Origin of the sequence: Microbispora sp. ZYX-F-249 (assembly GCF_039649665.1) — a bacterium.
Classification (GTDB): Bacteria; Actinomycetota; Actinomycetes; order Streptosporangiales; family Streptosporangiaceae; genus Microbispora; species Microbispora maris.
Map to the genome: position 1 here is coordinate 36,364 of NZ_JBDJAW010000030.1, position 24,260 is coordinate 60,623.

At 73.9% G+C, this 24,260-nt stretch carries 20 protein-coding genes; 11 read left to right on the plus strand and 9 right to left on the minus strand.

The features are described from left to right. Nucleotides 1-156: 156 nt before the first annotated feature. The 4 genes from AAH991_RS29000 to AAH991_RS29015 are packed head-to-tail and all read left to right on the plus strand — an operon-like array spanning nucleotide 157 to nucleotide 2,801. Nucleotides 157-399, plus strand: coding sequence for a hypothetical protein (locus tag AAH991_RS29000; protein ID WP_346229094.1), 243 nt, complete (start codon nucleotides 157-159; stop codon nucleotides 397-399). Next, complete coding sequence (locus tag AAH991_RS29005; RefSeq protein ID WP_346229095.1) at nucleotides 396-1,196, plus strand: ABC transporter permease; 801 nt, start codon at nucleotides 396-398, stop codon at nucleotides 1,194-1,196. Before AAH991_RS29000 ends, AAH991_RS29005 begins: the two co-directional genes overlap by 4 nt. Before the next feature lie 6 nt (nucleotides 1,197-1,202). Continuing rightward, nucleotides 1,203-1,991 carry an ABC transporter permease gene (locus AAH991_RS29010; protein ID WP_346229096.1) on the plus strand — a complete coding sequence of 263 codons (789 nt, stop codon included), beginning with the start codon at nucleotides 1,203-1,205 and terminating at the stop codon, nucleotides 1,989-1,991. Between the two features lie 3 nt (nucleotides 1,992-1,994). Beyond that, on the plus strand, nucleotides 1,995-2,801 hold the full coding sequence (locus tag AAH991_RS29015; protein ID WP_346229097.1) for an ABC transporter ATP-binding protein: 807 nt from the start codon (nucleotides 1,995-1,997) through the stop codon (nucleotides 2,799-2,801). Here the strand turns inward: AAH991_RS29015 and AAH991_RS29020 are convergent. The 4 genes from AAH991_RS29020 to AAH991_RS29035 form a co-directional block, all read right to left on the minus strand. Continuing rightward, complete coding sequence (locus AAH991_RS29020; RefSeq protein ID WP_346229098.1) at nucleotides 2,725-3,201, minus strand: hypothetical protein; 477 nt, start codon at nucleotides 3,199-3,201, stop codon at nucleotides 2,725-2,727. The two genes, AAH991_RS29015 and AAH991_RS29020, sit on opposite strands and share 77 nt — an antisense overlap. Nucleotides 3,202-3,265: 64 nt before the next feature. Beyond that, a complete protein-coding gene (locus tag AAH991_RS29025) occupies nucleotides 3,266-4,177 on the minus strand; it encodes a DUF2705 family protein (protein ID WP_346229099.1) in 912 nt (303 codons plus the stop codon). An 85-nt stretch (nucleotides 4,178-4,262) separates the two neighbouring features. Further along, entirely contained in the window at nucleotides 4,263-5,360 is a 1,098-nt protein-coding gene (locus tag AAH991_RS29030) for an ABC transporter ATP-binding protein (RefSeq protein ID WP_346229100.1), read from the minus strand. Beyond that, nucleotides 5,347-6,597 carry a LolA family protein gene (locus AAH991_RS29035; protein WP_346229101.1) on the minus strand — a complete coding sequence of 417 codons (1,251 nt, stop codon included), beginning with the start codon at nucleotides 6,595-6,597 and terminating at the stop codon, nucleotides 5,347-5,349. The genes AAH991_RS29030 and AAH991_RS29035 overlap by 14 nt, the downstream gene beginning before the upstream one ends. Before the next feature lie 135 nt (nucleotides 6,598-6,732). Between AAH991_RS29035 and AAH991_RS29040 the strand changes: the two genes are divergently transcribed. From AAH991_RS29040 to AAH991_RS29055, 4 genes are all read left to right on the plus strand, one after another. Beyond that, the gene (locus AAH991_RS29040; protein WP_346229102.1) at nucleotides 6,733-7,407 is read left to right on the plus strand and encodes a response regulator transcription factor; all 675 of its coding nucleotides are present in this window, start codon (nucleotides 6,733-6,735) and stop codon (nucleotides 7,405-7,407) included. 3 nt (nucleotides 7,408-7,410) lie between these two features. After that, on the plus strand, nucleotides 7,411-8,784 hold the full coding sequence (locus tag AAH991_RS29045) for a sensor histidine kinase (RefSeq protein WP_346229103.1): 1,374 nt from the start codon (nucleotides 7,411-7,413) through the stop codon (nucleotides 8,782-8,784). Nucleotides 8,785-8,792: 8 nt separating this feature from the next. Continuing rightward, nucleotides 8,793-10,211: a pyridoxal phosphate-dependent decarboxylase family protein gene (locus AAH991_RS29050; protein ID WP_346229104.1), complete on the plus strand. Its 1,419-nt coding sequence runs from the start codon at nucleotides 8,793-8,795 to the stop codon at nucleotides 10,209-10,211. A gap of 95 nt (nucleotides 10,212-10,306) precedes the next feature. Continuing rightward, nucleotides 10,307-12,028 (plus strand): sensor histidine kinase, encoded by a 1,722-nt coding sequence (locus AAH991_RS29055; protein WP_346229105.1) that lies wholly within the window; start codon nucleotides 10,307-10,309, stop codon nucleotides 12,026-12,028. Nucleotides 12,029-12,066: 38 nt separating this feature from the next. Here AAH991_RS29055 and AAH991_RS29060 read toward each other — a convergent pair whose 3' ends face one another. The 3 genes from AAH991_RS29060 to AAH991_RS29070 are packed head-to-tail and all read right to left on the minus strand — an operon-like array spanning nucleotide 12,067 to nucleotide 17,054. After that, the gene (locus AAH991_RS29060; RefSeq protein ID WP_346229106.1) at nucleotides 12,067-13,068 is read right to left on the minus strand and encodes a pyridoxamine 5'-phosphate oxidase family protein; all 1,002 of its coding nucleotides are present in this window, start codon (nucleotides 13,066-13,068) and stop codon (nucleotides 12,067-12,069) included. Further along, the gene (locus tag AAH991_RS29065) at nucleotides 13,068-13,712 is read right to left on the minus strand and encodes a hemerythrin domain-containing protein (protein ID WP_346229107.1); all 645 of its coding nucleotides are present in this window, start codon (nucleotides 13,710-13,712) and stop codon (nucleotides 13,068-13,070) included. The genes AAH991_RS29060 and AAH991_RS29065 overlap by 1 nt, the downstream gene beginning before the upstream one ends. 54 nt (nucleotides 13,713-13,766) lie before the next feature. Beyond that, nucleotides 13,767-17,054: an ATP-binding protein gene (locus AAH991_RS29070; protein WP_346229108.1), complete on the minus strand. Its 3,288-nt coding sequence runs from the start codon at nucleotides 17,052-17,054 to the stop codon at nucleotides 13,767-13,769. Nucleotides 17,055-17,218: 164 nt separating this feature from the next. Between AAH991_RS29070 and AAH991_RS29075 the strand changes: the two genes are divergently transcribed. Beyond that, nucleotides 17,219-18,082 carry a neutral zinc metallopeptidase gene (locus AAH991_RS29075; RefSeq protein ID WP_346229109.1) on the plus strand — a complete coding sequence of 288 codons (864 nt, stop codon included), beginning with the start codon at nucleotides 17,219-17,221 and terminating at the stop codon, nucleotides 18,080-18,082. A gap of 48 nt (nucleotides 18,083-18,130) precedes the next feature. Here AAH991_RS29075 and folP read toward each other — a convergent pair whose 3' ends face one another. Together folP and AAH991_RS29085 are read right to left on the minus strand one after the other, a co-directional pair. Continuing rightward, entirely contained in the window at nucleotides 18,131-19,012 is an 882-nt protein-coding gene (folP, locus tag AAH991_RS29080) for a dihydropteroate synthase (protein WP_346229110.1), read from the minus strand. Between the two features lie 88 nt (nucleotides 19,013-19,100). Next, nucleotides 19,101-19,970, minus strand: a complete 870-nt coding sequence (locus tag AAH991_RS29085) for a LysR family transcriptional regulator (RefSeq protein ID WP_346229111.1) — start codon at nucleotides 19,968-19,970, stop codon at nucleotides 19,101-19,103. Nucleotides 19,971-21,306: 1,336 nt separating this feature from the next. On the opposite strand from AAH991_RS29085, the gene AAH991_RS29090 reads away from it, so the two are divergent. Together AAH991_RS29090 and AAH991_RS29095 are read left to right on the plus strand one after the other, a co-directional pair. Beyond that, nucleotides 21,307-22,227, plus strand: a complete 921-nt coding sequence (locus tag AAH991_RS29090) for a neutral zinc metallopeptidase (RefSeq protein WP_346229112.1) — start codon at nucleotides 21,307-21,309, stop codon at nucleotides 22,225-22,227. Between the two features lie 303 nt (nucleotides 22,228-22,530). Then, a complete protein-coding gene (locus AAH991_RS29095) occupies nucleotides 22,531-24,156 on the plus strand; it encodes an LCP family protein (RefSeq protein WP_346229113.1) in 1,626 nt (541 codons plus the stop codon). Nucleotides 24,157-24,260: the final 104 nt, after the last annotated feature.

Consider the following 24,260-nt stretch of genomic DNA (forward strand, 5'->3'; position numbering starts at 1 on the left):
CATGAGGCACCCATGCATGGATATTCGGCGGCTCCGCTGCCCCGGAAGCTGGGTGTCAAGCCCGGCCACCGGGTGTTGCTGGTAAACGCTCCGCAAAATATCCGTATAGACGGCGACGAAGAGGACGACGGAAATCCCGCGCCGTATGACGTGATCGTGATTTTCTGCCCCGACGAGGCCACCCTGACGGCCGCGTTCCCGCGGGCGCGCGAGCGCCTGGCCCGGGACGGCGGGCTCTGGGTGAGCTGGCCCAAGAAGGCGAGCGGCGTCGCCACCGATCTGTCCGGCGACGTCGTCCGCGCCTTCGGGCTCGGCGAGGGCCTGGTGGACAACAAGGTGTGCGCCGTGGACGAGGTGTGGTCGGGGCTGCGCTTCGTCCGCCGCCTCGCCGACCGGTGATCCCCGGCCACGGCGCCGCCGTCTCCCTCTATCCGCGGCTCGCCTGGTACGGCTTCCGCAGGCACGCGACCTACTGGGGCGCCGCACTGGCCGGGGCCTTCACCAACACCGTCTTCGGGGTGCTCCGCGCGTACGTGCTGATCGCGCTCTGGCAGGCCCGGCCGGGGCTCGGCGGGTACGACGTCGCGGCGGCGGTGACCTTCACGTTCCTCACGCAGGCGTTCATCGGGCCCATGCAGCTGTTCGGCGGCGGCCTGGACCTGCCGGAGCGCATCCGCAGCGGCGACGTGGCGCTCGACCTGGTCCGCCCGGCGTCCCTGCAGGCCTGGTGCCTGTCGGAGGACCTCGGCCGGGCGGCGTACCTGTTCGTCGTCCGCGGCGCGCCGCCGGCCCTCGTCGGCGCGCTGCTGTTCGGCATCGTCGCCCCGCGCGCGCCGGCCGCGTTCCTCGCGAGCGTCGCCCTCGGCGTGGTGGTGAGCTTCGGATGGCGGTACATCATCGCGCTGGCGACGTGCTGGATCCTGGACGACCGGGGCCTCGCGACGCTGTCGATGGTGCTCACCACGTTCTTCAGCGGGCTCATGCTGCCCCTGACGATCTTTCCCGGGTGGTTCGGCGAGCTCGCCCGCGCGCTGCCGTGGTCGGCGATGGCCCAGGTGCCCGCCGACGTCTACCTCGGCACGGCCGAGCCCGCCCGCGCCCTCGGCTTCCAGGCGCTGTGGGCCGCCGTCCTGCTGACCCTGGGCGCGTTCATGACCGGCGCCGCCCGCAGGAAGGTCGTGATCCAGGGTGGCTGAGCGGTCGTGATCAGGACGTACGCGCTGCTCGCCTGGGCTTGGACGCGGGCCGCGGCGCAGTACCGGCTCTCCTTCGCGCTCACGACGGCGGGCGCCTTCGTCGTCGGCGGCCTCGACATCGCGGTGATCTGGGTGATCTTCGCCAACACCGACACGCTGGCCGGCTTCGGCCTGGCCGAGGTCATGTTCCTGTACGGCGCGTCGGAGCTGGCCTTCGCGCTCGCCGACATGCTGTTCGGCAACGTCGACCGGATCAGCCGGCACATCAGGGCGGGCACCCTCGACGTCATGCTGATCCGGCCCGCGTCTCTCTTCGTGCAGGTGGCGGCCGACCGCTTCACCCCGCACCGGATCGGCCGGGCCGCGCAGGCCGCCGTGGTGCTGGGCGTGGCCCTGGCGCGGCTGGAGATCCCCATCGGCCGCGTCTGGATGGTGCCCGTCATGGTGGCGTCGGGGATCGTGATCTTCACGGCGTTGTTCACGCTGGGCGGCGCGCTGCAGTTCCTGCTCACCGACGCCCCCGAGGTGGCCAACGCGTTCACCTACGGCGGGGCGATGCTCAACCAGTATCCGCTGAGCGTCTACGACGCCCGCATCGTCCGGGGGCTGACCTTCGTGCTGCCCCTGGCGTTCGTCAACTGGCAGCCGGGCCTGTACGTGCTCGGCCGGCCCGACCCGCTCGGACTGCCGTCCTGGACGGGCCTGCTGTCCCCCGCCGCCGCGCTCGCGCTGGCCGCCGTCGCCGCGCTCGCCTGGCGTGCGGGGATCCGCCGCTACCGATCGACGGGGAGCTGACCAGTGATCGAGGCAGACGGGGCCGGCCGGACCTTCACGGTCCGCCGCCGGGTCGTGCACGCCGTACGGGACCTGTCCTTCCGCATCGCGGCCGGGGAGTTCGCCGCCTTCCTCGGCCCGAACGGCGCGGGCAAGTCCACCACGATCAAGATGCTGACCGGGATCCTCACCCCGACGTCGGGCCGGGTCACCGTGGCCGGTCTCGACCCCTCCCGGCGGCGTACGGCTCTCGCCCGCAGGATCGGCGTCGTCTTCGGCCAGCGGACCACGCTGTGGTGGGACCTACCGCTGCGGGACAGCCTGGAACTGGTCCGGCTCCTTTACAAAGTAGATCGGAAGGTGTTCCGGGAGCGGCTGGACGAGATGTGCGAGCTGCTCGACCTGGGCGCCTTCCTGCGGACGCCGGTGCGCCAGCTCAGCCTGGGCCAGCGGATGCGGGGCGACATCACCGCCGCCCTGCTGCACGATCCCGCCGTGCTGGTGCTCGACGAGCCGACGATCGGGCTCGACGTGGTCAGCAAGGCGGAAGTGCGCGACTTCCTGCGGCGGCTGAACGCCGAGCGCGGGACGACCGTGCTGCTGACCACCCACGACCTGGGCGACGTGGAGCGGCTGTGCCGCCGCGTGCTGCTGATCGACCACGGCCGGCTCGCCTTCGACGGCACGGTGGACGACCTGCGCGCGACGGTGCCGGAACGCGCGTCGATCGAGGACGTGGTGGCCGACCTCTATCTCAGAAGCCGAGGGACTCCTCGTACTCCTCCTCCTGCTCCTCTTCCCGCTCGCGACCGGCCCAGCGGGACGGCATGAGCACCGGCAGGAACAACGCGACGCCGAGCAGGCCGTACACGCCGGTGGACAGCAGCGTGAGCATGCCCCGGCCGGCCTGCAGGAGCTCGGCCTGCACCGACGGCCCGGCGGGCACGAGGCTCGCGGCGCGCGACACGTCGAGGACGTAGACCACGGTCCAGGCCAGCAGCGCCATCGACGGGACGAACGCCGCCAGCGGGGACACCCGGCCGACCAGCACCAGCCCGAGCAGCAGGCCCACGACGGCCATCACGCCCAGGGCGATCAGCATGCGGGTGTCCTTGGCCGGGTCGATGCTCTGGGCCGCTCCCCGGACCGCCTCCTGAGAGGCCCATCCGCCGCCGAGGAGCAGAGCCGCCGCGACGACAACGCCCAGGAGCAGCCCGAAGAAGTGCCGCATGAACACCGCCTTGGGTGAGAGGTCCGCGGCAACACTAGCGACAAAGAACGGTAAAGGGCAGCACTTACGCCGTGATGTCCTTGCTCGTGAAGCGCGCCCAGGCGACGGAGCCGGCGACGAGGGCGTAGGCGGCGAAGACGAGCAGCCCCTGTCCCATCTGGTCGAACGCCACCGGCGCCCGCAACGCCCCGTCGAACGCGCTCCACCAGGAGGTCAGCAGGAACGGCCGCACGGCCGCGACCTGCGGGATCGCGGACAGGACCTGGCTCACCACCACCAGCACGACGCTCGAGGCCACGGCCCCGATCGGCGCCTCGGTCAGCGTGGACACCGCGAGCGCGACCGCGCCGAGCGCGGCCATCCCCGCGGCGGCGTACAGGACGACCACCCCCACGCGCAGCAGGGCGCCGGCCGCCGGGATCGTCGTGCCGGACAGCAGCGTCACCGGCCCGGCCGGGAACAGCAGCAGCCCGGCCGCCAGCGCCGACAACGCCACCACCGCGCACGCCGCGAGGCAGAAGACCACGATGTTGGCGTACTTGACCGCGAGCAGCCTGGTGCGGCCCGCCGGGGCGACGAGCAGGTAGCGCAGTGTGCCCTGGGCGGCCTCGCCGGCGATCGCGTCGCCCGCCACGACCGCCACGGTCAGCGGCAGCACGATCGGCATCATCGCGACGAACGCGGCGAACGTCAGCATCAGGCCGTTGCCCGCGATCTGCCCGACGATCGAGCCGCCCACGTCCTCGCCCGACGCGACCCGCACCGCGACGCCGACCAGCACCGGCACCACGGCCAGCACCCCGAGCATCGCGAGGTTGCGCGGTCGGCGGAACGTCAGGCCGATCTCGGAGGCCAGCAGCCTCGTCAGATGCCGCGTCGTCCCTCCCGCCGGCGGCCCGCCCGGTGCGGGCGCCGCGGCGTGGGCGGACGGTCGCTCCTCCTCCCCCGGCCGGGCCCCGGACAAGGCTTCGGACACGGTTTCGGACACGGTTTCGGACACCGCCTCGGGCGCCGTCCCGGGCGCCGTCCCGGGCGCCGTCTCGGACACCGCTGTCGCGTTCTCACGCACCGACATCGAACCCCTCCCCCGTCAGCCCCACGAAGATCTCCTCGAGCGTGGGCCGGACCACGCCGAACCCACGTACGGCCACGCCCTCGCCGACGAGCAGCGCGCAGAGCCGTTCCGGCGCCTCCTCGCCGGCGACCGCCGTCACCTCGCCGTCCCCGGCGCGCACCTCGCGCAGCCCGGCGCGGGACAGCACGGCCGCCGCAGTGCCGGCGTCCGGGGTCTCCACGCGCAGGCGCGGCTGTCCGCCGGACGCGCGCAGGGCGGCGATCGGCCCCTGGGCGACGAGCCTGCCGGTGCGCATGACGCCGACGTGGGTGCACATCTGCTCGACCTCGCTCAGCAGGTGGGAGGAGACGAAGACGGTCGTGCCGTCCTCGGCGATCCTCCTGATCAGCGTGCGCACCTCCCTGGTGCCCTGCGGGTCGAGGCCGTTGGTCGGCTCGTCCAGCACGAGCAGTTCCCTCGGGACCAGCAGCGCGGCGGCGATGGCCAGGCGCTGGCGCATGCCGAGCGAGTAGTTCCGGTAGCGCTTGCCTGCCGCCGCCGTCAGCCCGACGCGCTCCAGCGCCGCGCCGATCCTGGCCCGCGCCGTACGCGGGTCGGCCCCCGGGCCTGCCGCGTCGAGGCGGCGCAGGTTCGCCTCGCCCGACAGGTACGGATAGAAGGCCGGCCCCTCGACCACCGCGCCGACGCGCGGCAGCGCCCGCGCCAGCCCCGCGGGCATGGGCGTGCCGAGCAGCGACCATGTGCCGGCGGTCGGGGCGACCAGGCCGAGCAGCATGCGGATCGTCGTGGTCTTGCCCGAGCCGTTGGGGCCGAGGAAGCCGTAGACGGCGCCGCGCGGCACCGCCAGGCCGACGTCGTCGACCGCCACCTGGCCGCCCCGGAAGCGTTTGGTGAGACCGGACGTGACGATGGCGTGCGCGCCCGCGCCCCCTGAGGAGGGCGAGGGTGCCCCGGCGTCGTCCCGGAGCGCCCCCGCGCGCGTGCCCACCGTCACCGCGTCCACCATGACGTCCGTCGTGACGTCCACCCGGCCGTCCGCCGCGACGTCCGTCCGCGGTGCGTGGGCCCGGTCACCTCTTCTCACCCGCCGCCCGGTAGAGGGCCTCCGGGGTGACGGCGCCGGCGAGCAGGCGGCCGTCGTCGGTGATCAGGATCGACACCACCTTGGTGCGCAGCAGCCTGCCGCTCCCCCACGCCCCGCTGACCGGGGTGGCCGACGAGCGCACGCCGTCGAGCAGCGCGGCGAGATCCACGCCGTCCCCCTCTCCGTCCCGCTTGCCGGACCGCTCGCCGGACCGCCCGGCGGTCACGTCGGGCAGGGACGTGACGAGCACGCTGTCCCAGCCCGACCCGGCGACGCGGCCCCGGTCGCGGGCCTCGGCCGCCGCCTCCGGCCGGTGCCCGGCGGGAGGCGTGGCCGTCCCTTCCTCGACCTTCGCGCCGGGCGGTGGCGTGAAGGAGAAGTTCTCCGGGGCGGGAGCGGTGAACGACAACGACTCGAAGCCGACCTCGAAGACCGGCTCGGCCGCGCCCTTCGCGTACACCTGCACGCGCAGCGGCATCAGCTTCTCACCGTCGAGCGCCACCCGGACGTCCTTGATCAGCGAGTCCGCCGCCTTGGGCGTCAGCACGAGCTGGTAGGCCGCGCGGCCCGCGACCGTGACGTTCTCGCCGACGCCGATCGCGGTGTCGGCGCCGGCCGCCTCCAGCGCCTGCCGCGCGGCCTGCTCGGGCGTCGCGAACCGCGTCTCGAACGTCGTCTCGAACGGCGTCTTGAACGGCGTCTTGAACGGCGTCTTGAACGGCGTCTTGAACGGCGTCGAAGGCCGCGCCGGGAACGCGCCGTCCGGCCTGCCGCCGGTGGCCGCCGGGGCGGTGAGGCGGGTCGCCTTGTTGGCGGCGCTGTCCCACAGCCACACCGTGTCGCCGTTCGCGATGACGTCGGTCTCGCTCATCTCCCCCGGCAGCATGAGGCGGAACCGGTTCTCCCCCGCGTACCAGATCTTGAGCTGGTGCGACCCCGACAGCAGCGACAACGGCGAGGCCCCGGCCGGCCCGGGCGGCCCGGACAGGCCCGACAGGCCGGGCAGCGCGGGCAGGCCGAGCGACGCCGTCTCGACGATCGTGCCGGACATCTGCGGCATGCGGCCGTGCTGCCAGGTGCGCGCGACCTCGGTCAGCAACTGCTCCGCCGTGCGGTCCGGCAGCGACGGGTCGCTGCGCACCGCCGCGATCACCGGGCCGGTCCCCACGGCCGCCGCCACCACGGCCACCGCCGCCACCGGCACTCCCCACTTCACGGCTCGGGCTCTCTTCGCCATCTCACATCTCCCACTATGGGCGGAAACCTGACGACTCGAAGACTGCCGGGACGATCCTGTGCCGACGCTGAGACGGGCTGAGAGGCCTCTCAGGCACGCCGCACCCGCACCGGCGAAAGGGGCCACACTGGGGCAATGCGGGTTCTGGTGGTGGAGGACGAGCGGCGGATGGCGGCGGCGCTGCGCCGCGGGCTGCAGGCGGAGGGCTTCGCCGTCGACCTGGCGCACGACGGCCACGAGGGCCTGCACCTGGCCCGCGTCGGCGACTACGACGTGGTCGTGCTCGACATCATGCTGCCCGGCCTGTCCGGCTACAACGTGTGCAAGCAGTTGCGCGCGGAGGAGAACTGGGTGCCGATCCTCATGCTGTCGGCCAAGGACGGCGAGTACGACATGGCCGACGGGCTCGACCTCGGCGCCGACGACTACCTCACCAAGCCGTTCTCGTACGTCGTGCTGGTGGCCCGGCTCCGGGCCCTGCTGCGCCGGGGCGGCGGCCGCAGGCCCGCCGTGCTCCGCGCGGGCGACCTGTCGCTCGACCCCGCGGCACGGCACGTCGCGCGGGGCGAGGAGCCGGTCGAGCTGACGCCCAGGGAGTTCGCGCTGCTGGAGTATCTGATGCGCCGGCCGGGCGAGGTGGTGTCGAAGCCGGAGATCCTGGAGCACGTGTGGGACACCTACGACACCGACCCGAACGTGGTCGAGGTCTACGTCGGGTATCTCCGCCGGAAGATCGACACGCCGTTCGGGCGAGCCGCCCTGCAGACCGTGCGCGGAGCCGGATACCGGCTCGCGAGCGACGGCGGCTGACCCGTGCGCCTGCCCGATCCCGCCGTCCTCGCGCGCCCCGTGACGTGGTGGCGGCGGCAGAGCCTGCGGTTCCGGGTGACCGCCGCCGCGACCGCCGTGCTGGCGCTCGCCCTCGCCGTGTCGGCGTACGTGTTCGTCGCGGTGCTCGGCGAGGCGCTCGTCCGCCGCATCGACGACCAGGTCTACCAGCGGGCGCGTGAGATCGTCGCGCTGTCGGACGCGGACCGGCTGTCCGATCCCGTCGTCTCGGCGGACAACACGATCGTGCAGGTGCTCGACCGGGACGGGCGCGTCGTCGACGCCACGCCGAACACCGACCGCCTGGTCCCCCTGCTGCCTGCGCCGGCGCGGGAGGCCGCCGTACGCGCCGGCGAGCCCCTTTTCCTGGACGGCCGGCCGTACGCGCTGCCGGGGACGCTGCGGGTGCGGGTGCTCGGCGCGGACCGCGGCGTGACGGTGATCGTGGCGCGCTCGTTCGCCGAGGTGGAGAGCAGCCTGGTGACCACCGGGCACGTGCTGATCGCGGGCATGCCGCTCCTGCTCGCGCTGCTGGCGGCGGTCTCGTGGCTGGTCGTCGGGCGCACGCTGCGGCCCATCGCGCTGCTGCGGCGGGGCGCGGCCGAGGTGGGCGCGACCGCGCGGTCGCGGCGGCTGCCGGTGCCCGAGGCCCGCGACGAGGTGCACGCGCTCGCGACCACCCTCAACGACATGCTCGGGCGGCTGGAGGAGGCCGACGCGCGCCAGCGGGCGCTGGTCTCCGACGCCGCGCACGAGTTGCGCAGCCCGCTCGCGAGCATGCGGCTCCAGCTGGAGGTCGCGCTCAGCCACCCGGAGGGGCAGGACTGGAAGGAGACGGCGGAAGGGGTGCTCGAGGACACCCTCCGGCTGTCCCGGCTCGCCGAGGACCTGCTCGCGCTCGCCCGGCTCGACGAGGGACGCCTGGGCCGGCGGGAGCCGGTCGACCTGGCCGAGCTCGCCCGCCGTACGGCCGAGCGGCACGGCCTCGCCCTCGACCTCGGGCCCGGCCCGTCTCCCGTCGTGGTGGGCGACGCCCTGGACCTGCGGCGGGTGCTCGCCAACCTGGTCGGCAACGCCCTGCGGCACGCGGCGTCCACGGTCCGGATCGGCGTGCGCGCCGACGGGGCGGTCGCGGAGCTGACCGTCACCGACGACGGGCCGGGCATCCCGCCGGAGGACCGCGAGCGGGTCTTCGACCGGTTCACCCGGCTCGACGACGCGCGCAGCCGCGACGACGGCGGCGCCGGGCTCGGTCTCGCGATCGTGCGCACCACGGTCGAGGCCCACGGCGGTACGGTCCATCTGGAGGACGCCTCCCCCGGACTGCGCGCCGTCGTCCGGATCCCCCTGGCACGTTGAGGAGTTCCATGCTTCCCGACCACGGCAGGCCCGTCGCCGAACTGCTCGCCGAGCTCACCGCCCTGAAGGCGGCCGACCTGCCGGTCCGCGGCGGCAAGGTGACGGCCTACGTCTACGACACCGGCCTGCCGGAGGTGCACGAGGCCGCGCACCGGGCGTACGCGGAGATGCTCGAGGTCAACATGCTCGACCCGACGGCCTTCCCCAGCATGGTCGCGCTGGAGCGCCAGGTCGTCGGGGCGGTGGCCGAGCTGCTCGGACGGCCCGGCGCGCCCGGGATCTTCACCAGCGGCGGCACCGAGTCGATCATGCTGGCGGTGAAGGCGGCCCGCGACGCCCGCCCCGGCGCCACCCGGGTCGTGCTGCCGGTCACCGCGCACCCGGCGTTCCACAAGGCCGCGCACTACCTCGGCATGGAGATCGTGCCGGTCCCGGTGGACCCGGCCGGCTACCGCGCCTCGGTCCCGGCGTTCGAGGACGCGCTGGACGACCGGACCGCGCTGGCCGTGGTCTCGGCGCCGTCCTACCCGCAGGGCGTCGTCGACCCGGTCGAGGAGGTCGCCGCGCTCGCCGCCTCGCGCGGCGTGCCGTGCCACGTGGACGCCTGCGTCGGCGGCTGGCTGCTGCCGTGGCTGCGCGAGGCCGGGGCCGCGATCCCGCCCTTCGACCTGAGCGTGCCCGGCGTCACCTCGATCTCCTGCGACCTGCACAAGTTCGGGTACGCGCCGAAGGGGGCGTCGGTGCTGCTGTTCCGCGACGCGGAACTGCGCCGCCGGGCCTACTTCGCCTCGGCGGCCTGGCCCGGTTACACGATCATCAACGCGACCGTGCAGAGCTCGCGCTCGGCGGGGCCGCTGGGCGGCGCCTGGGCGACCCTGCAGGCCCTCGGCCGGGAGGGCTACCTGGAGCTCGGCCGCAGGACGCTCGAGGCGACCCGGAGGCTGACCGACGGCGTAGGGAAGATCCCCGGTCTGCGGGTGCTCGGCGAGCCGGAGGCCGCGCTGGTCGCCATCGCCGGCTCCGCCGAGGTGGACGTCTTCGTGCTCGCCGACGAGGCGCGCCGGCTCGGCTGGTTCCTCCAGCCGCAGCTGTCGTACGCCGGGATCCCGGCCAACATCCACGTGACGGTCACCGGCGTGACGCTGGCCGGGGTGGACGCGATGCTGGAGGTGATCGCGGAGGCGGCCGAGGCCGCCCGGAAGCGGGGGCCTGCCGAGGTGCCCGAGGGGCTGCCCGAGCTGATCGCGTCCCTCGACCTCGACGCGCTGGACGACGCCACGTTCGCCGAGCTCGCCGCGTCGGTGGGGATCGACCTCACCGCGACCGGGCAGCCCGGGATGGCGGTGGTGAACGCCGTGCTCGACGCGCTGCCGGCCGCGTCCCGCGAGGCGGTCCTCGTCCGGTTCCTGTCGGTCCTGTACGCCTGAGCCGCCTCTCGCCGTAGGAGGGCCCTGGCCGCGGTGAACGCCCCGGGTCCGCCGGGGGTGGGCACGGGTGTGCCGATGCTGCCAAACTCTGGGGCATGAGGGAGAACGAGCAGCGGTCGCTGGTTCCCAGCATGCGGTTGGACGATCTGCTGGCCGAGTTGCAGACGCGTCTGGAGGCGGTGCTGGCCACGCGTGATCGGGTGCACGCGCTGCTGGAGGCGGTCGTGTCGATCGGCAGCGATCTGGACCTGGAGGTGGTGCTGCGGCGGATCGTGGCGACCGCCGCCACGCTGGTGGACGCGACCTACGGGGCGATGGGCGTGATCGGGGAGGAGAACACGCTCATCCAGTTCGTGCCGGTGGGGCTGAGCGAGGAGGAGATCGCCCGGATCGAGCACTGGCCGCACGGGCTGGGCCTGCTCGGCCTGCTGATCAAGGAGCCGCAGACGCTGCGGTTGTCGCACATCTCCGAGCACCCCGAGTCCTATGGTTTCCCGCCGGGGCATCCGCCGATGGGCAGTTTCCTGGGCGTGCCGGTCCGCGTGCGCGACGAGGTGTTCGGCAATCTGTATCTGACCGAGAAGCGCGGCGGCGGGGACTTCGACGAGGACGACGAGGCGATCGTGGTGGCCCTGGCCACGGCCGCGGGTGTCGCGATCGAGAACGCGCGGTTGTACGAGGACAGCCGGCGGCGGGAGACCTGGTTGCAGGCCTCGGCCGACATCACGACGCGGTTGCTGTCCGGGGGCGAGCCGCAGGAGGTCTTGACGCTGATCGCGCGGCGGGCCCGTGAGATGGCCGGCGCCGACGCCGCGGCGATCCTGCTCCCGGGCAAGGACGGCGACACCCTGCACGTGGCGCTGGAGGACGGCGCGCCGGCCGAGGACGGGCAGCCGGGCGTCCGTCTCGTCGGCGACGAGGTCGCGGTCGAGGGGTCCCTGGCCGGCCGGGCGTTCCTCAGCGGTGAACCGCTCGCACTGGACGATCTCGACCACAACCAGGTGCGCCTGGTCTGGGCCGACGACCCGCCGGTGGGCCCGGCCGGCGCCGTGCCGCTGGGTGCGCTGGGAGCCGTGCGCGGGGTGCTCGCCCTGGTCAAACGCTCGGGACGGATGCCGTTCAGCCAGTCCGAACTACGGACGCTGCACGCCTTCGCCGGGCAGGCCGCCGTCGCCCTGGAACTGGCCGAGACCCGCCGCGACGCCGAACGACTCGGCCTGCTGGAAGACCGCGACCGCATCGCCAAGGACCTGCACGACGTCGTCATCCAGCGCCTGTTCGCCGTCGCCATGACCTTGATGAGCGCGGTGCGCCTGGTCGAACGCCCCGAAGCCTCCTCCCGCCTGCAGAACGCGATCGACGAACTCGACACCACCATCCGCCAGATCCGCTCGACCATCTTCGCCCTGCAGACTCCCCGCGAAGACACCGCGCCCAGCCTGCGCGCCCAGATCGTCGACCTGGTCGAAGGCGCGCGCGGCCACCTGGGCTTCATGCCGGGCCTCAGCCTGGAGGGCCGCCTCGACAACGACGTGCCCCCCGAGGTCGCCGAACACCTGCTCGCCGTGCTCCGCGAGGCCCTGTCCAACCTCGTCCGCCACGCCAAGGCCCGCCGCGCCGACGTCACCGTCCAGGCCGCCGACGGGCACCTGACCCTCCTGGTCCACGACGACGGCGTCGGCATCCCGCCCGAAGGCCGCCGCAGCGGCCTGCGCAACCTCGCCGACCGCGCCGAACGACTCGGCGGCGCCTTCACCGTCACCTCACCTCCCACCGGCGGCGCCCACCTCGAATGGAGCGTCCCGCTGCACGGATGACATCGCCCGCCGACGCCGGCCGCACCCGCCGCGGGCCGTCACGGGTGGGGGCGGCGGACGCGGGGGACGGGCTGGCCGCGGCGCGCGGCCTCGGCCTTCAGGCGCTTTCTGAGCATGCGGCCCTGCCCGAGGAACGACCGGATCCGCTCGCGGCGGTCGCCGGACAGGCTCCAGTCGTTCAGGGCCCGCTCGACCCGCACGCTCAGCCGGTCGTCCGCTCCGGTCGCGGTCCCGACGAGCACCACGTTCTCCTGCCATTCCATGCCCGGGCCGTGCCGGTGGAAGGTCAGGCACACGGGCCCGGGCGCCGCCTCGACCCCGGCGGGCAACCGCAGGTCGAAGCCGGCCTCGGTCCGTGCGGCCGAGCGGACGCGCACCGGCAGCGGCATGCCGCCGGCGACCATCGTGACGACGGGCTCGCCCAGGCGGGCGGCGCGGTCGGCGAAGAGCCGCCAGTCCGGCGGCGGGGCCGATCGGCCCGGCAGCCGGGGACCCGCGGGGGCGGGGTCGGAGGCGGGGACCGCGAGGCCTCCGGGGGCCGTCCAGACCTCGGGCGTCCCGGACAGGTCGCCCTCGGGCCACCAGACGATCCTCTCGGGGGTGACCTCCACCCAGATGCGAGCGAAATACCACCCCAGCCGCTTCACCAGGAACCACGGCATCCCGGCGAATCCGGCGCCGGTCTTGGCGAGCGACTCGCGGACGTACCGGTCGGTGCCGGCCTGCAGATCGGCGTCGCGTACGGCCGCCCGGCCCTGTACCAGGACGATCGGCGGCCGATCGAGCCCGCTGCCCGTGCCCTCCGCGCCGGCGCTGGAGAAGAGCAGCGCGACGCGCGGGTCGCGCCGGGCGCGCTCGGCCTTGCCGGGGTAGGTGAGCCCGGTGCTCACATCGAGCGTGCCGGCCGCGCCGATGTACGGCGTGACGGGCCAGGTGACGGGCCGGCCGACGCGGGTGAGCGAGGCGTATTCGCAGACCATGGCGCGGCCGAAGAGCTCGGCGGCCTCGCGCGGCCACGTGATCGGTGCGGATGCGGTCATCACGACTCCAGGACAGCGCTCGCGGGGATGGCGGCGCCGTACAGGCGGCTGTAGCGCCGCCGGTAGGCCGGCCACCAGAACAGGCGGAACAGGAGCCGCGCCACGGCGGGCAGGTCGGCGTACGACCTCGCGAGCAGGTCGGCGTCCGCGCTCGAGGCGAGCCAGCCGAAGACGAGGGGGACCCGGCGGCGGCCGAAGTCGTCCAGCGCCCGGCGCTTGTCGGCCTCGACGTCCTCGACGGTGAGGTGGCGGAGCATGAGCGGCACGGCGGTCCGCTCCTCGTGGTCGAGGTGCTCGTTGACGAGCTCGTGCAGCCGGCGCAGAGTGCGCGCCCGCCCGGCCAGGGGCACTCCGCGATCGGCGGCGGCCGCGATGAGCGGATCGAGCGCGGAGTGCTCGGACTCCAGCTCGCTCAGCGCTTCCGCCGCCTCCGGTGCACGCTCGGCGAGCATGGGCCACAGGCCGGCGTCCTCGTGCGAGTGATGGGCGTGCAGCATGTCCAGCACGAGCGCGAGCTGCTCCTCCAGAAGTTCCTCGTGCGCGTCGTCACGCGGGTTCGCGCACGCCTCGGCCAGGCGGCCGAACTCGGCGCGGAAACCGGCGTGCATCATCAGGAAGCCGGTCAGGTGTTCCGGTGTGATCATCGGTCTGTTTCCTCACGTGTCGAACGTGTCGGCAACAGACTGAGCGACCCGGCCCTACGTGCACTTGTCGAGGGCTTGGCGGGCCCTTGCCAGCCAGTAGCCCCCGCCCGCCTGCTCCAGCAGGCGCACCGCCTCCCGTAGGTGGGCCCGGGCCCCCTCGCGGTCCCCCAGCGCCAGCAGCGCCTCGCCCATGTGGCCGTCGTACGCGCCGTCGATCGTGGTGCAGGTGCCGCTCACGTGCAGCAGCCCGGCGAAGGGACGGAAGGCGTCGTACACCTCCCGGACGATGTCCGGCTCGCCGAGCCGGATCGCCGCGTGCAGCCGGCACATGGCGGCCATCGCCCAGTGGTAGTCGCGCGGCGGCAGCGGGGTCTCACGCAGGAGCCGCCGGGCGCGCTCGTGCTCGCCCCGGTCCGCCAGCGCGTACGCCAGGACGTAGCCGAGCCCGGCCATGCCCGTCCGCCGGAACATCTCCTCGACCCATTCCGCCTCCTCGCCGAAGCGGTCCTCCTGGATGAGCGTCTCGGCCCGCACGGCGAGCATGCCCACCTCGAAGTACGCGAGGTCGGAGAAGGACAGCGTCGCCCTGACGGGCTCGAAGTGGCGAGCCGGGTCCGGCACCCCCTGGAACAGGTCGAGACCCACGTGTGCGATCGCCGCCTGCAGCGCCAGCGTGGGATTGTGCAGGTCGCGCAGCAGCGCGTCGGTCTCCGCCAGCAGCGCGCGGGCCTGCCCCACCCTGCCGTGCTCGACGTGGTGGGCGACGAGGTGGAGCTGCGCGATCACCCTGAGCTGGGACGACAGGTCCGGCTCGGCCAGCAGGCGCCGCGCGGTCCCGGCGACCTGCTCGATGAAGTCCTGTCCCTGCATGGCGAGCAGCCGCAGGTGGAGCACGCGCCGCAGCAGGGCGGGGTCGCCCACGCGCTCGGCCGCCGCCACGGCCCGCGACGAGACCGCGTCGACCTCGTCCTCGTGACCGGTCTGGGCGTGCACGACGGCCCGGACGGCCTGCGCCGTCGCCCACGCGGCCGTGTCCGGGGGCAGCTCGCGCACGGCCCGGTCCATCGCCTCCCGCAGGGCGGCCACGTCGAGGCCGTAGCGGAACGGCACCCAGACGCCGTGCCCCATCGCGATGTCGGCGGCCCTTACCGCCTTCTCCAGGTCGGCGCCGGCCAGGTCGAGCGCCTGCTCGACCGCCTCGTAACCCTCGTCGAACCGCCCGGCGGCGTAACGGCTCCCGGCCAGCCCGACGGCGAGCTCGAACCGCTCGGCCGCGCCGGCCCCCGCCGGCTCGGCCGCCGCCAGCGCCTCCTGCCACGAGATGGCCGCGTCGTCGGGCGCGTGCCGCCGCAGGGCCGCCCGCGCGGCGCGGGCGGAGTAGTCCATCGCCATGCGGGCGTTGTCCACGCCGAGCTCCGCGGCCGCGAGCCAGTGCCGCGCGATCACGGCCGCCCGGTCGTCCCGGTCCCCGTGGACGCGGGTGAGGACGCCCGCGACCTGCTCGTGCACCCGCGCCCGCCACAGCCGCGACCGGCGCGACAGCAGCGCGTCGGTCACCAGGGCATGGGCGAACTCGTACCCGCCCAGCCGATACGACGACTCCCGGATCAGCCCCGCGTCGAGGGCCGCGTCGAGCGGCGGCAGCAGGTCGCCGACCGTGACACCGGCGACCTGGGCCAGGACGCCCGCGTCGAACTCGTCACCCATCACCGCGGCGAGCTCCAGCACACGGGCCGCCTCCTCCCCCAGGCCCGCCACCCGGTGCAGCACGACGTCCAGCACGCCCCGCGGCAGCTCCTCGCCCGCCCGGGCAAGCTCCGCGAGGAAGAACGGGTTCCCGGCGGTGCGCCCGCGCAGTTCCTCGGCCCTGCGGCTGCCCGGGTCGCGGCCGGACAACTCCCGGACGAGCGCGCGGACCTCCTCGGTGGCGAGCCCGTCGAGCCCGAACCTGCGCGCGCCGAGCCGCGACAGCGCCGACAGCGTGCCGGTGAGCGCCGACGCCTCGTGCCGCCGGAAGGTCGCCACCAGCAGCAGGCCCGGCCGGGCGGTGGACGCCACGTGGACCAGCAGCCGCAGCGTCGCGTCGTCGGCCGCGTGGATGTCCTCCAGAACGACGATCACCGGGCCGATGCCGGCCAGGAACGTGCCGACCGCCTCGAAGAACCGCAGCCGCGCCCCCTGCGCGTCGGACGCCGGGATCGCCTCCACGCCGCCCGACAGGAACGTGCTCACCTCGCCGGGCAGGGCGGCCTCCGGGGCCGCGGCGGCGAGGTCGCACAGCACCCGTTCCCAGGGCCACAGGGCGGGCGCGGTCTCGTGGTCGGGACTCGACCCCCAGCCCACGGGCACGTCGGCGGTCGCGCGGAACCGCTTCAGCAGGCTCGTCTTGCCGACGCCCGGCTCGCCGTCCACCAGCACGACCTGCCCGGCGGCGGACGACGCCTCGGCCGCCTCGTACAGGAACTCCAGCGCGCTCTGCCTGCCGACGAAGACCGGCTGTTGCGCCGCGGGCTCGGGAGCCCTGCGCACCGTCGTCTCCTTCGGCGACCGCGCCGAAGGCCGCTGCGGGGGCTGCGGAGGGAGCAGCGCGGGGTCCTGGCGCAGCACCGCGCTTTCGAGCCCCCGCAGCCGCGGCCCGGGGTCGATGCCGAGCTCCCCGGCGAGCACCTCGCGCACCCGGCGCAGGCATTCGAGGGCCGCCGCCTGCCGGTCCGCCCGGTAGTGGGCCAGCACCAGCAGTTCCCAGGCACGCTCCCGCAGGGGATGCTCGCGGACGAACGAGTCCAGCAGCGCGACCACGTCCGTGTGGCGGCCGAGCTCCAGCAGGGCCGCGGCCAGCCCCTCCACCGCGTCCAGCCGCACCTGTTCCAGGCGGCCGATCTCCGGCTGCGCCCACTCCTCGGACCGCACGTCCGCGTACGGGTCGCCTCGCCACAGGTCGAGCGCCTCGGCGAGGGCGGTGGCCGCCACCTCGTGCCGTCCCCCGGCGAGATGGCCGGCCCCTGCCGACGCGAGCGTCTCGAAGTCCCTCGTGTCGAGGCCGAGCCCCCCGGTCATGAGGCCGTACCCGTCGGCGGCGCTGACCAGGACGGCCGAGGTCGCACCCGGCCGCCGGCCGGGCTCCAGCAGGCGGCGCAGGTTGGAGACGTAGACCTGCAGACTCCCCTGGGCGCTGGGCGGGGGGTTGCCCGACCACAGCCGGTCCGCAAGGAGGTCCACGGGGAGCACGCGGTCGGCGTGCATCGCGAGGAGAGCCAGGAGGGCTCGCTGCTTCGGCGGTCCGGCCGGTACGGCCTGCCCGTCCACGACGAGTTCCATGGGCCCGAGGACGTTCAGCCGCACGGGCCAATGGTACGGAGGAGCCTGACAACCGGTCCAGTTGTCACATCTCCGGAAACGTCCGGCGTTCCGGCAGCGCGACCGGGACCGCGCGAGCCCTCCGGGCGACCTGGAGTCCCCTCCGGCGGGATCTTCTCGTCGCCGGACGCAGCTACCATTTGCCCACAATGCGACGCTATCCCCCCTTGCTCCTGGTCTGTCTTCTCGCGACGGCCTGCATCGCCGATCCCACCGCCAGGGCGACCCCCGTGCCGGCCGCACCGTCGACCGGGGCGCTCGCGTCGCCGGCGCCCGCCTCACCCTCGCCCCCGGCGCCGTCCGGGCCCCGGCTGGTCTCGGTGCCCACAGGTGAGAGCGCCGCCCTCGAAAGCCCGCTATACGCCGCGCCGCGGACGAGCGCCCGCTGCGAGATGCCGGCGATCAAGCCGGACCACTGGGGCTCGATGAAGAGGTACCTCGGATCGGCGTCGGCCTGCCTGGACCGCGTCTGGACGCGCGAGTTCGCCGCGGTGCGGGTCTTCTACTCCCCGCCCCGGCGCAGGTACGTCCGGCACCACACGCGCGATCCCCAGTGCGGGACGATGCCCGCCAAGGGCGCCTCCGGCACCTACTGCCCGCTCACCTCGACCTATTACATCCTCGTGCCCCGGGACGTCATCGGACCGTGGGGGGCGGCGTGGGCGGCGCAGCTGACCGCCCACGAGTACGGGCATCACGTGCAGTACATGACGAACATCCTCGACTACGCCGACTTCCGGTCCGAATCCGCCTCCAAACGAGCGATCGACCTCGACAGCCGGCGGCTCGAGCTCCAGGCCGAGTGCCTGTCCGGAGTGGCTCTCAAGGCGGCGCGCGGCGGCCTGCCGCCGTTGACGCGGTTCCAGGACCTCTACACCGGCCGGCTCCCCGCACAGTGGGTGCGTGACCACGGCCGCCCGAGCACACAGCGGCGCTGGTTCGAGAGGGGATGGCGCAGCGGCAGGCCCGGCTCGTGCGACACCTGGTCGGGACCGGAGCGCGAGGTCAGCTGACCTCCGTCTCGGCACGCCTCCGCCGCCCGCGGAGATGAGGCACCTCGCTCAGGCGGGCGCGCCGCCGAGGCGGGAGACCACCGCGAGAGCCGTACGGGCGCTCGCCGCGTCGTGCACGCGGAACACCCGGGCGCCCTGCAGCGCCGACACGGTGAGCGTCGCCAGCGTGCCGGCGTGGCGATCCTCCACGGGCAGGCCGCCCAGGGTCTCCCCGACGAAGTCCTTGTTGGAGACGGCCACCAGCACCGGCCACCCCGTGGCCGTCAGCTCGCCGAGCCGCCTGCTGACCTCCAGCGAGTGCCACGTGTTCTTGCCGAAGTCGTGCGCCGGGTCGACCAGGATCGCGTCGCGGCGGACCCCCGCCGCGACCGCCCGCTCCGCGAGGTCCGTCGTGTACGTGATCACGTCGGCCACCACGTCGTCGTACGCGATGCGGTGGGGCCGGGTGCGCGGCTCCACCCGCCCGGCGTGCGCGCACACCAGGCCGATGCCGTACGCCGCGGCGACCTCGGCGAGCTCGGGGTCCACACCGCCCCAGGTGTCGTTGAGCAGGTCGGCCCCGGCCTCCGCGACGACCTTGGCGACCTCCGACCGCCAGGTGTCGACACTGATGATCACGCCGGGGTGCCGCTCGCGCACCGCGGCGACGACCTCGGCCACGCGGCGGATCTCCTCGGCCGGGTCGACCTCCGTGCCGGGACCGGCCTTGACGCCGCCGATGTCCACGATGTCCGCGCCCCCCTCGATCTGGCGGGAGGCGGCGTCCACGGCGGCGGAGAAGGCGTAGGTCGATCCCCTGTCGTAGAAGGAGTCGGGGGTCCGATTGACCACGGCCATGACCGCGAAGTCACCGGGACCGAAGGCGCGGCCGCGCAGGCGCAGGACGGACGGAGGGCCGGGCGCCTCGGCGGGCATCGGCGTAGTGGACATCGCCCGCCAGCGTACTAGGTGAGAGTCGTCCGATCCGTGCCCGCCGGACGCCCACGCCGATGGAACGGTCCAAAACGCGGGCATACGCTCACGCCGCGGAGCCGCCCTCGGCCAGGGCCACGAAGTCCTGCGCCATCGCGGGCAGCCGCCGCCGGGCGTGCACGACCGCGATGATCTTCCGGAGTGAGGGATCCAGCGATCGGACCACCAGGCCGGCCCTGGCCGCCTGCTCAGCCATGCTCCGGTACCACAGCAGCGAGGCCCGCCCCTCCCGTACGGCCCGCAGCCAGCCCCGGCGCTCGTCGGACTCGACGGCGGGGATCGGGCGGACGCCGTACGTGGCGAAGATCTGGTCGAACTCCCTGCGGCGCGGGCTGCCGGGGGCGGGCAGCACCAGCCGCATGCCGTCCAGCCGGGCCACGGGGACGGGATCGGGCAGGTCGAGGCCGGGCGGGGAGATCAGCACGATCTCCTGGCGTTCGAGCGGGTGGCTCACCAGGTCGGTGGGCACCGGGAGATCGGTCAGCCCGAGATCGGCGCGCTGCTCGCGGACCGCGCTGACCACCCCCTCCCGGCCCTCGCACCGCACGATGTGCACCCGGATCCCGGGATGCTCCGCGGCGTAGGCGGGCAGCAGGCGCCCGGCGAGACCGGGCTCCAGGCTCGGAGTGGACGCGATCCGCAGTTCGGCGCCGGAGGAGTTGCCCTGCGTCGCGAGGGCCTCGATCTCGGCCACCGCGTCGAGGGCCTCGCGGGCCAGCTTCACGACCCGGCGTCCCTGGGCCGTCACGACGACCCCGCGGCCCGAGCGCGCGAAAAGCGTCATTCCGAGTTCGCGTTCCAGGTCGCGTATCGCGCGGGACAGCGCGGGCTGCGCGATATAGAGCGATCTGGCGGCATCGGTCATGGTGCGGTGCTCCGCAGTGGCGACCACGTAACGGAGCTGCTGCAGATTCATGCGAAAAACGCTAGGGCAGACGAGCCCGGCGATTCCGGAACATCGCAGAGATCACGCCGGTCGATTACCCATCGTGCCCGACATCTGCTACATCCGTGATGGATGAGATTTCAGTATTCTTTTGCCCCAAATCCACAAAGGGGGCAATGTCGTGGCGCAGCAGTACCCTCCCCAGGAGCAGCCCGGGGGGAGTCCTTCCTATTCAGGGCCGCCGTTTCCGCCGCCCGAGGCTGTGCCCGGCTCGCCGGACGGACCGCGATCACCCGGCGCGGCGCCGGGACCGTACGGCCCGCCCGCGTGGGGTGGCCCGGGCGGGCCGGGCATGCCGGAGGGCGGCGTCCCGCAATCCGGACCCGGAGCATGGAACGGATCGTCCGGATGGCCTCCCTCTCCGGGAGAGCAGCCCGGCCACCCGGGTGGCCCCGGCCCTTACCCCGGCGCGGCGCCCTATCCGCCGCCCCCGCGGCAGCAGAGCGGTCCCCATGCGCCCGGGACGCATCCCCAGGGACCGGCCGCGCCCCCGAACGGCCCGTCCCACGGCGGCCCCCAGGGTCACGGCGGGCAGCAGGGCTACGGCGGGCAGCAGCCCTATGCGCAGGCCGGGCCGCCCCCCGGCCACGGCGCCCACCCGGCGGCCCCGGCGCAGGGCGGCCTCCCTCCGCAGAACGGCCCTCAGCCGGGCCCGACGCCGTACCAGCCCGGAGCCCAGTATCAGGGGGGAACGCAGCACCAGGGCGGCGAGTGGTACCCGCAGACCCCGGCGTGGCCGGGCGCGACGGGTGAGGGGCCGCACGCACAGGCACAGGCACAGTCCCCCGCCGCCTACGCGTCCCCGCCGTCTCCCGCCGCGCCGACCGGCGCTCCGTACGGTCCGGCGAACGGAGCCGCGGGGCATCCGGGCGGCCACCCGGGCGGCCAGACGTACGCGCCGGGCGGCCCCGCGTACCCGGCGAGCGGCGCTGTCCAGGCTCCGCCGGCGAACCCGGCGAACCCGGCGAACCCGGCGTACCCGGCGGCCCCGGCGGCCTTCGCCCCGCCGCAGCCTCCGCCGCCCGCGGGAACTCCGGCCTGGGGAACGCCACCTCAGGGGTCACCGCCGCAGGGAACACCGGCCCAGGGAACCCCGCCCGCGCCGCAGGGCATGCCGTTCCCGCCGGCGCCGCCGCAGGGGCCTCAGGCACCGCCGCAGGGACCGCAGGCACCGCCGCAGGGGCCCGGATGGGCGCCGCAGCCTCCTCCTCCCCCGCGTGGGCCGGCCGCTCCCTTTCCGCCGCCCGCCTGGCGTCCGCCCCGCCGCAAGTCCGGTGCGGGGGCCGTCGTCGGCGCGCTGATAGGCGTGCTCGCGGTCGTCTTCGTGCTCGTCGTGGTGGTGGCCGCGCTGGCGGGCCTGTCGGACCACGAGGAGACGGTCTCGCCCGTCGCTCTTCCGACCCTCACCTTCTCGCCGTTCCCGTCGCACCAGAACACCACGGACACGGAACCGACTCACAAGCCCACGACCCAGCCCTCGAAGCAGCCAACGACGCGGCCGACCCCGGTGCTCAACCGCACGACGAAGAACAACAGCCTCTACCGGGCCGGATCGCCGGCGAAGACGAACTGCCGGGCCGGGAACGCCAGCATCTACAACCACGCGCAGTTCAAGGCACTGATCCTCAAGACCGGCGCGTGCATGGGCAAGGCGTGGGCACCGGCGCTGCAACGGGCCGGGATCGCGTGGAGCCCGCCGAAGTACATGATCGCGGCCCGTAAGGGCAGGGGCGCCTGCGGCGACTACCCCGCCCCCGGCAGCAACGTCCCCTACTACTGCCCGAGCAACAGCACCATTTACGCCTCCACCTCGGCGATGGCGAGGGAGTACGGCCCGCTCGGGTCGTGGAACGGGATCATCATCAGCATGATGGCCCATGAGTACGGCCACCACATCCAGAGCCTCTCGGGCATCTCCGACTCCTGGTGGCGGCAGACGCTCGACTCCACCTCGCGCAGCGGACGGATGGCCCTGAGCCGCCGGCACGAACTGCAGGCGACGTGTTTCGGCGGCATGTTCATGCGGTCGGTCGCCGCCTCGTATCCGATCGACGCCACCCGGCGCAACACGCTTCTGTGGGCGTACAGCCACCTGGGCGACCCGCCCGGAGGCCCGCGCGACCACGGCAACACGCGCAGCAACGCCGCGTGGTTCCGCCAGGGGTACACCCGCCCGATGACCTACCAGTGCAACACCTGGGTCGTCGGGTCCGCGTCCGTTTCCTGATCACCGGCTTGATGATCTACGTCTACCTTGTCCGGATATGGGGGTTAGAATCCCTAGCCACGGCTTCGGAGGAGAGAGCGGTGAACCATGCGAGGCGGGGGTCCCGCTGACGGCACCGGGGGTCCCCGGGAAGGTCGGCGCCCAGGTCAGCCCAGCGGAGACTCAGGTCAGCCCGGCGGCGACACAGGTCGGCCCGGCGGCGACACGGTTCCGCACGGCGGAGACGCAGCTCAGCCCGGCGGAGATACGGGTCGACCCCGCATGAACCCGAGTCAGCCGGGCGGAGACACCGGTCAGCCTCGCGTGAACCCGGGCCGGCCCGGTCCCGGCACGGATCAGCGTGGCGGGACCGGGAGCGACGGGGAACCCACGGGCCCGGCGCCCGCGGCCGCCACGCGCGGCGGGGCGGCGCGTTCCGGTCCCCCGCTGACCACCGCCTCCCTGATCGGCTGGACGGCGCTGTCGGCCGTCCTCCCCGGGGCGGCCCACCTGCGGGCGGGCAACCGCCGCACCGGGTTCGCTCTGCTGGCGACGTTCGGCGTCGTACTGGTCACCCTGGTGGTCCTGGCCCTGAACCTGAAGGACAACGCGGGGGTCGCGCTGCGCGGCAGCACGTTGACCGCCGTCATGGTCGGCGCGGGCGTGTGCGCGCTCGCCTGGTTCACGCTCGTGCTGCTGTCCTTCGTCGCGCTGCGCCCGCAGCGCCTGCCCCAGACCGGGCAGGTGGTGTCCGGCATCGTCGCGGGCGTGCTGTGCGTGGCCGTGATGGCGCCGTTCGCCTTCACCGCGAACACCATCAGGACGGCCAACCAGTTACTCGACGACGTCCTGGCTCCGGTGGACGACGGCTCGACTCCCGCCCCCGTACGCGCCGAGGACCCGTGGAACGGCCGGAAGCGGGTGAACTTCCTGCTGCTCGGCGGTGACGCCGCGGGCAACCGGGTCGGCGTGCGCACCGACTCGATGACCGTGGCCAGCGTGAACATCGCCACCGGCAACACGGTCCTGTTCAGCCTGCCGCGCAACCTCCAGTACGTCCGCTTTCCCCCGAGCAGCCCCCTGCGCAAGGTGTTCCCCAACGGCTTCAACGCCGAGGGCCAGGGCCTGCTCAACTCCGTCTGGTACTACGCCGACAACAACCCCCAGGTCATGGGGGGCAAGAACCGGGGCGCGCAGGCGCTCAAGGACGCCATCGGCTACACCCTGGGCCTGCACATCGACTACTACGCGATGGTCGACATGTACGGCTTCGCGGCCTTGATCGACGCGGTCGGCGGGCTCAAGATCCGGGTCGAGCAGGACGTCAAGTGGGGCGGGAAGTTCGGCACCGCCGGCACCATCAAGGCCGGTTACCGCACGCTGAACGGCGAGGAGGTGCTCTGGTACGGCCGCTCCAGGGTCGACAGCGACGACTTCTCCCGCATGGGCCGCCAGCGCTGCGTCATCGGCGCGCTCGCCCAGCAGGTGACCCCGGCCACGGTGCTCGCGAACTTCAACAAGATCGCGGCGGCGGCCCGGCACATGTTCCGCACCGACATCCCCCGCGACCTGCTCGAGCATCTCGTGCCCCTCGGCATGAAGGTCAGGAACGCCAAGATCACCAGCCTCCAGTTCGTGCCGCCGCTCATCTACACCGGCAACCCGGACTGGGCCAAGATCAGGAAGCTGACGCTCGAGGCGATCCGCGAGTCGATGACCGACCGGGGCGCCGTCGCGGCCACCGCGTCGCCGATGACCTCCACGGGATCGGCGTCGTCCGCGACGCCCTCCGGTTCGGCCGCGGGGACCGTGTCGCCTTCCGCGTCGCCGTCCGCCTCGCCGAGCCCGCCGGCCTCGCGGACGCCGATCCTCGCCGGGGCGAGCCCTCGCGCCACCCCCACTCCCAACGACAAGCCGGCCAAGAGCCTGTCGGAGCTGTGCGGCTTCTGAGCCGGAACTCCTGAGCGGGCTCTGCGGGACTGCGGCCGAGCGGACAACGCCGGGCGCGGCCTCCTCGACGAGGAGGCCGCGCCCGGCACGTCCTCGTCGTCTTT

Excerpts from the sequence above, each read along its gene's own strand:
- AAH991_RS29020 (WP_346229098.1), bottom strand. The coding sequence starts at position 3,201 with ATGCGGCACTTCTTCGGGCTGCTCCTGGGCGTTGTCGTCGCGGCGGCT.
- AAH991_RS29035 (WP_346229101.1), bottom strand. The coding sequence starts at position 6,597 with ATGGCGAAGAGAGCCCGAGCCGTGAAGTGGGGAGTGCCGGTGGCGGCG.
- AAH991_RS29040 (WP_346229102.1), top strand. The coding sequence starts at position 6,733 with ATGCGGGTTCTGGTGGTGGAGGACGAGCGGCGGATGGCGGCGGCGCTG.
- AAH991_RS29050 (WP_346229104.1), top strand. The coding sequence starts at position 8,793 with ATGCTTCCCGACCACGGCAGGCCCGTCGCCGAACTGCTCGCCGAGCTC.
- AAH991_RS29055 (WP_346229105.1), top strand. The coding sequence starts at position 10,307 with ATGAGGGAGAACGAGCAGCGGTCGCTGGTTCCCAGCATGCGGTTGGAC.
- AAH991_RS29060 (WP_346229106.1), bottom strand. The coding sequence starts at position 13,068 with ATGACCGCATCCGCACCGATCACGTGGCCGCGCGAGGCCGCCGAGCTC.
- AAH991_RS29065 (WP_346229107.1), bottom strand. The coding sequence starts at position 13,712 with ATGATCACACCGGAACACCTGACCGGCTTCCTGATGATGCACGCCGGT.
- AAH991_RS29075 (WP_346229109.1), top strand. The coding sequence starts at position 17,219 with ATGCGACGCTATCCCCCCTTGCTCCTGGTCTGTCTTCTCGCGACGGCC.
- folP (WP_346229110.1), bottom strand. The coding sequence starts at position 19,012 with ATGTCCACTACGCCGATGCCCGCCGAGGCGCCCGGCCCTCCGTCCGTC.
- AAH991_RS29085 (WP_346229111.1), bottom strand. The coding sequence starts at position 19,970 with ATGAATCTGCAGCAGCTCCGTTACGTGGTCGCCACTGCGGAGCACCGC.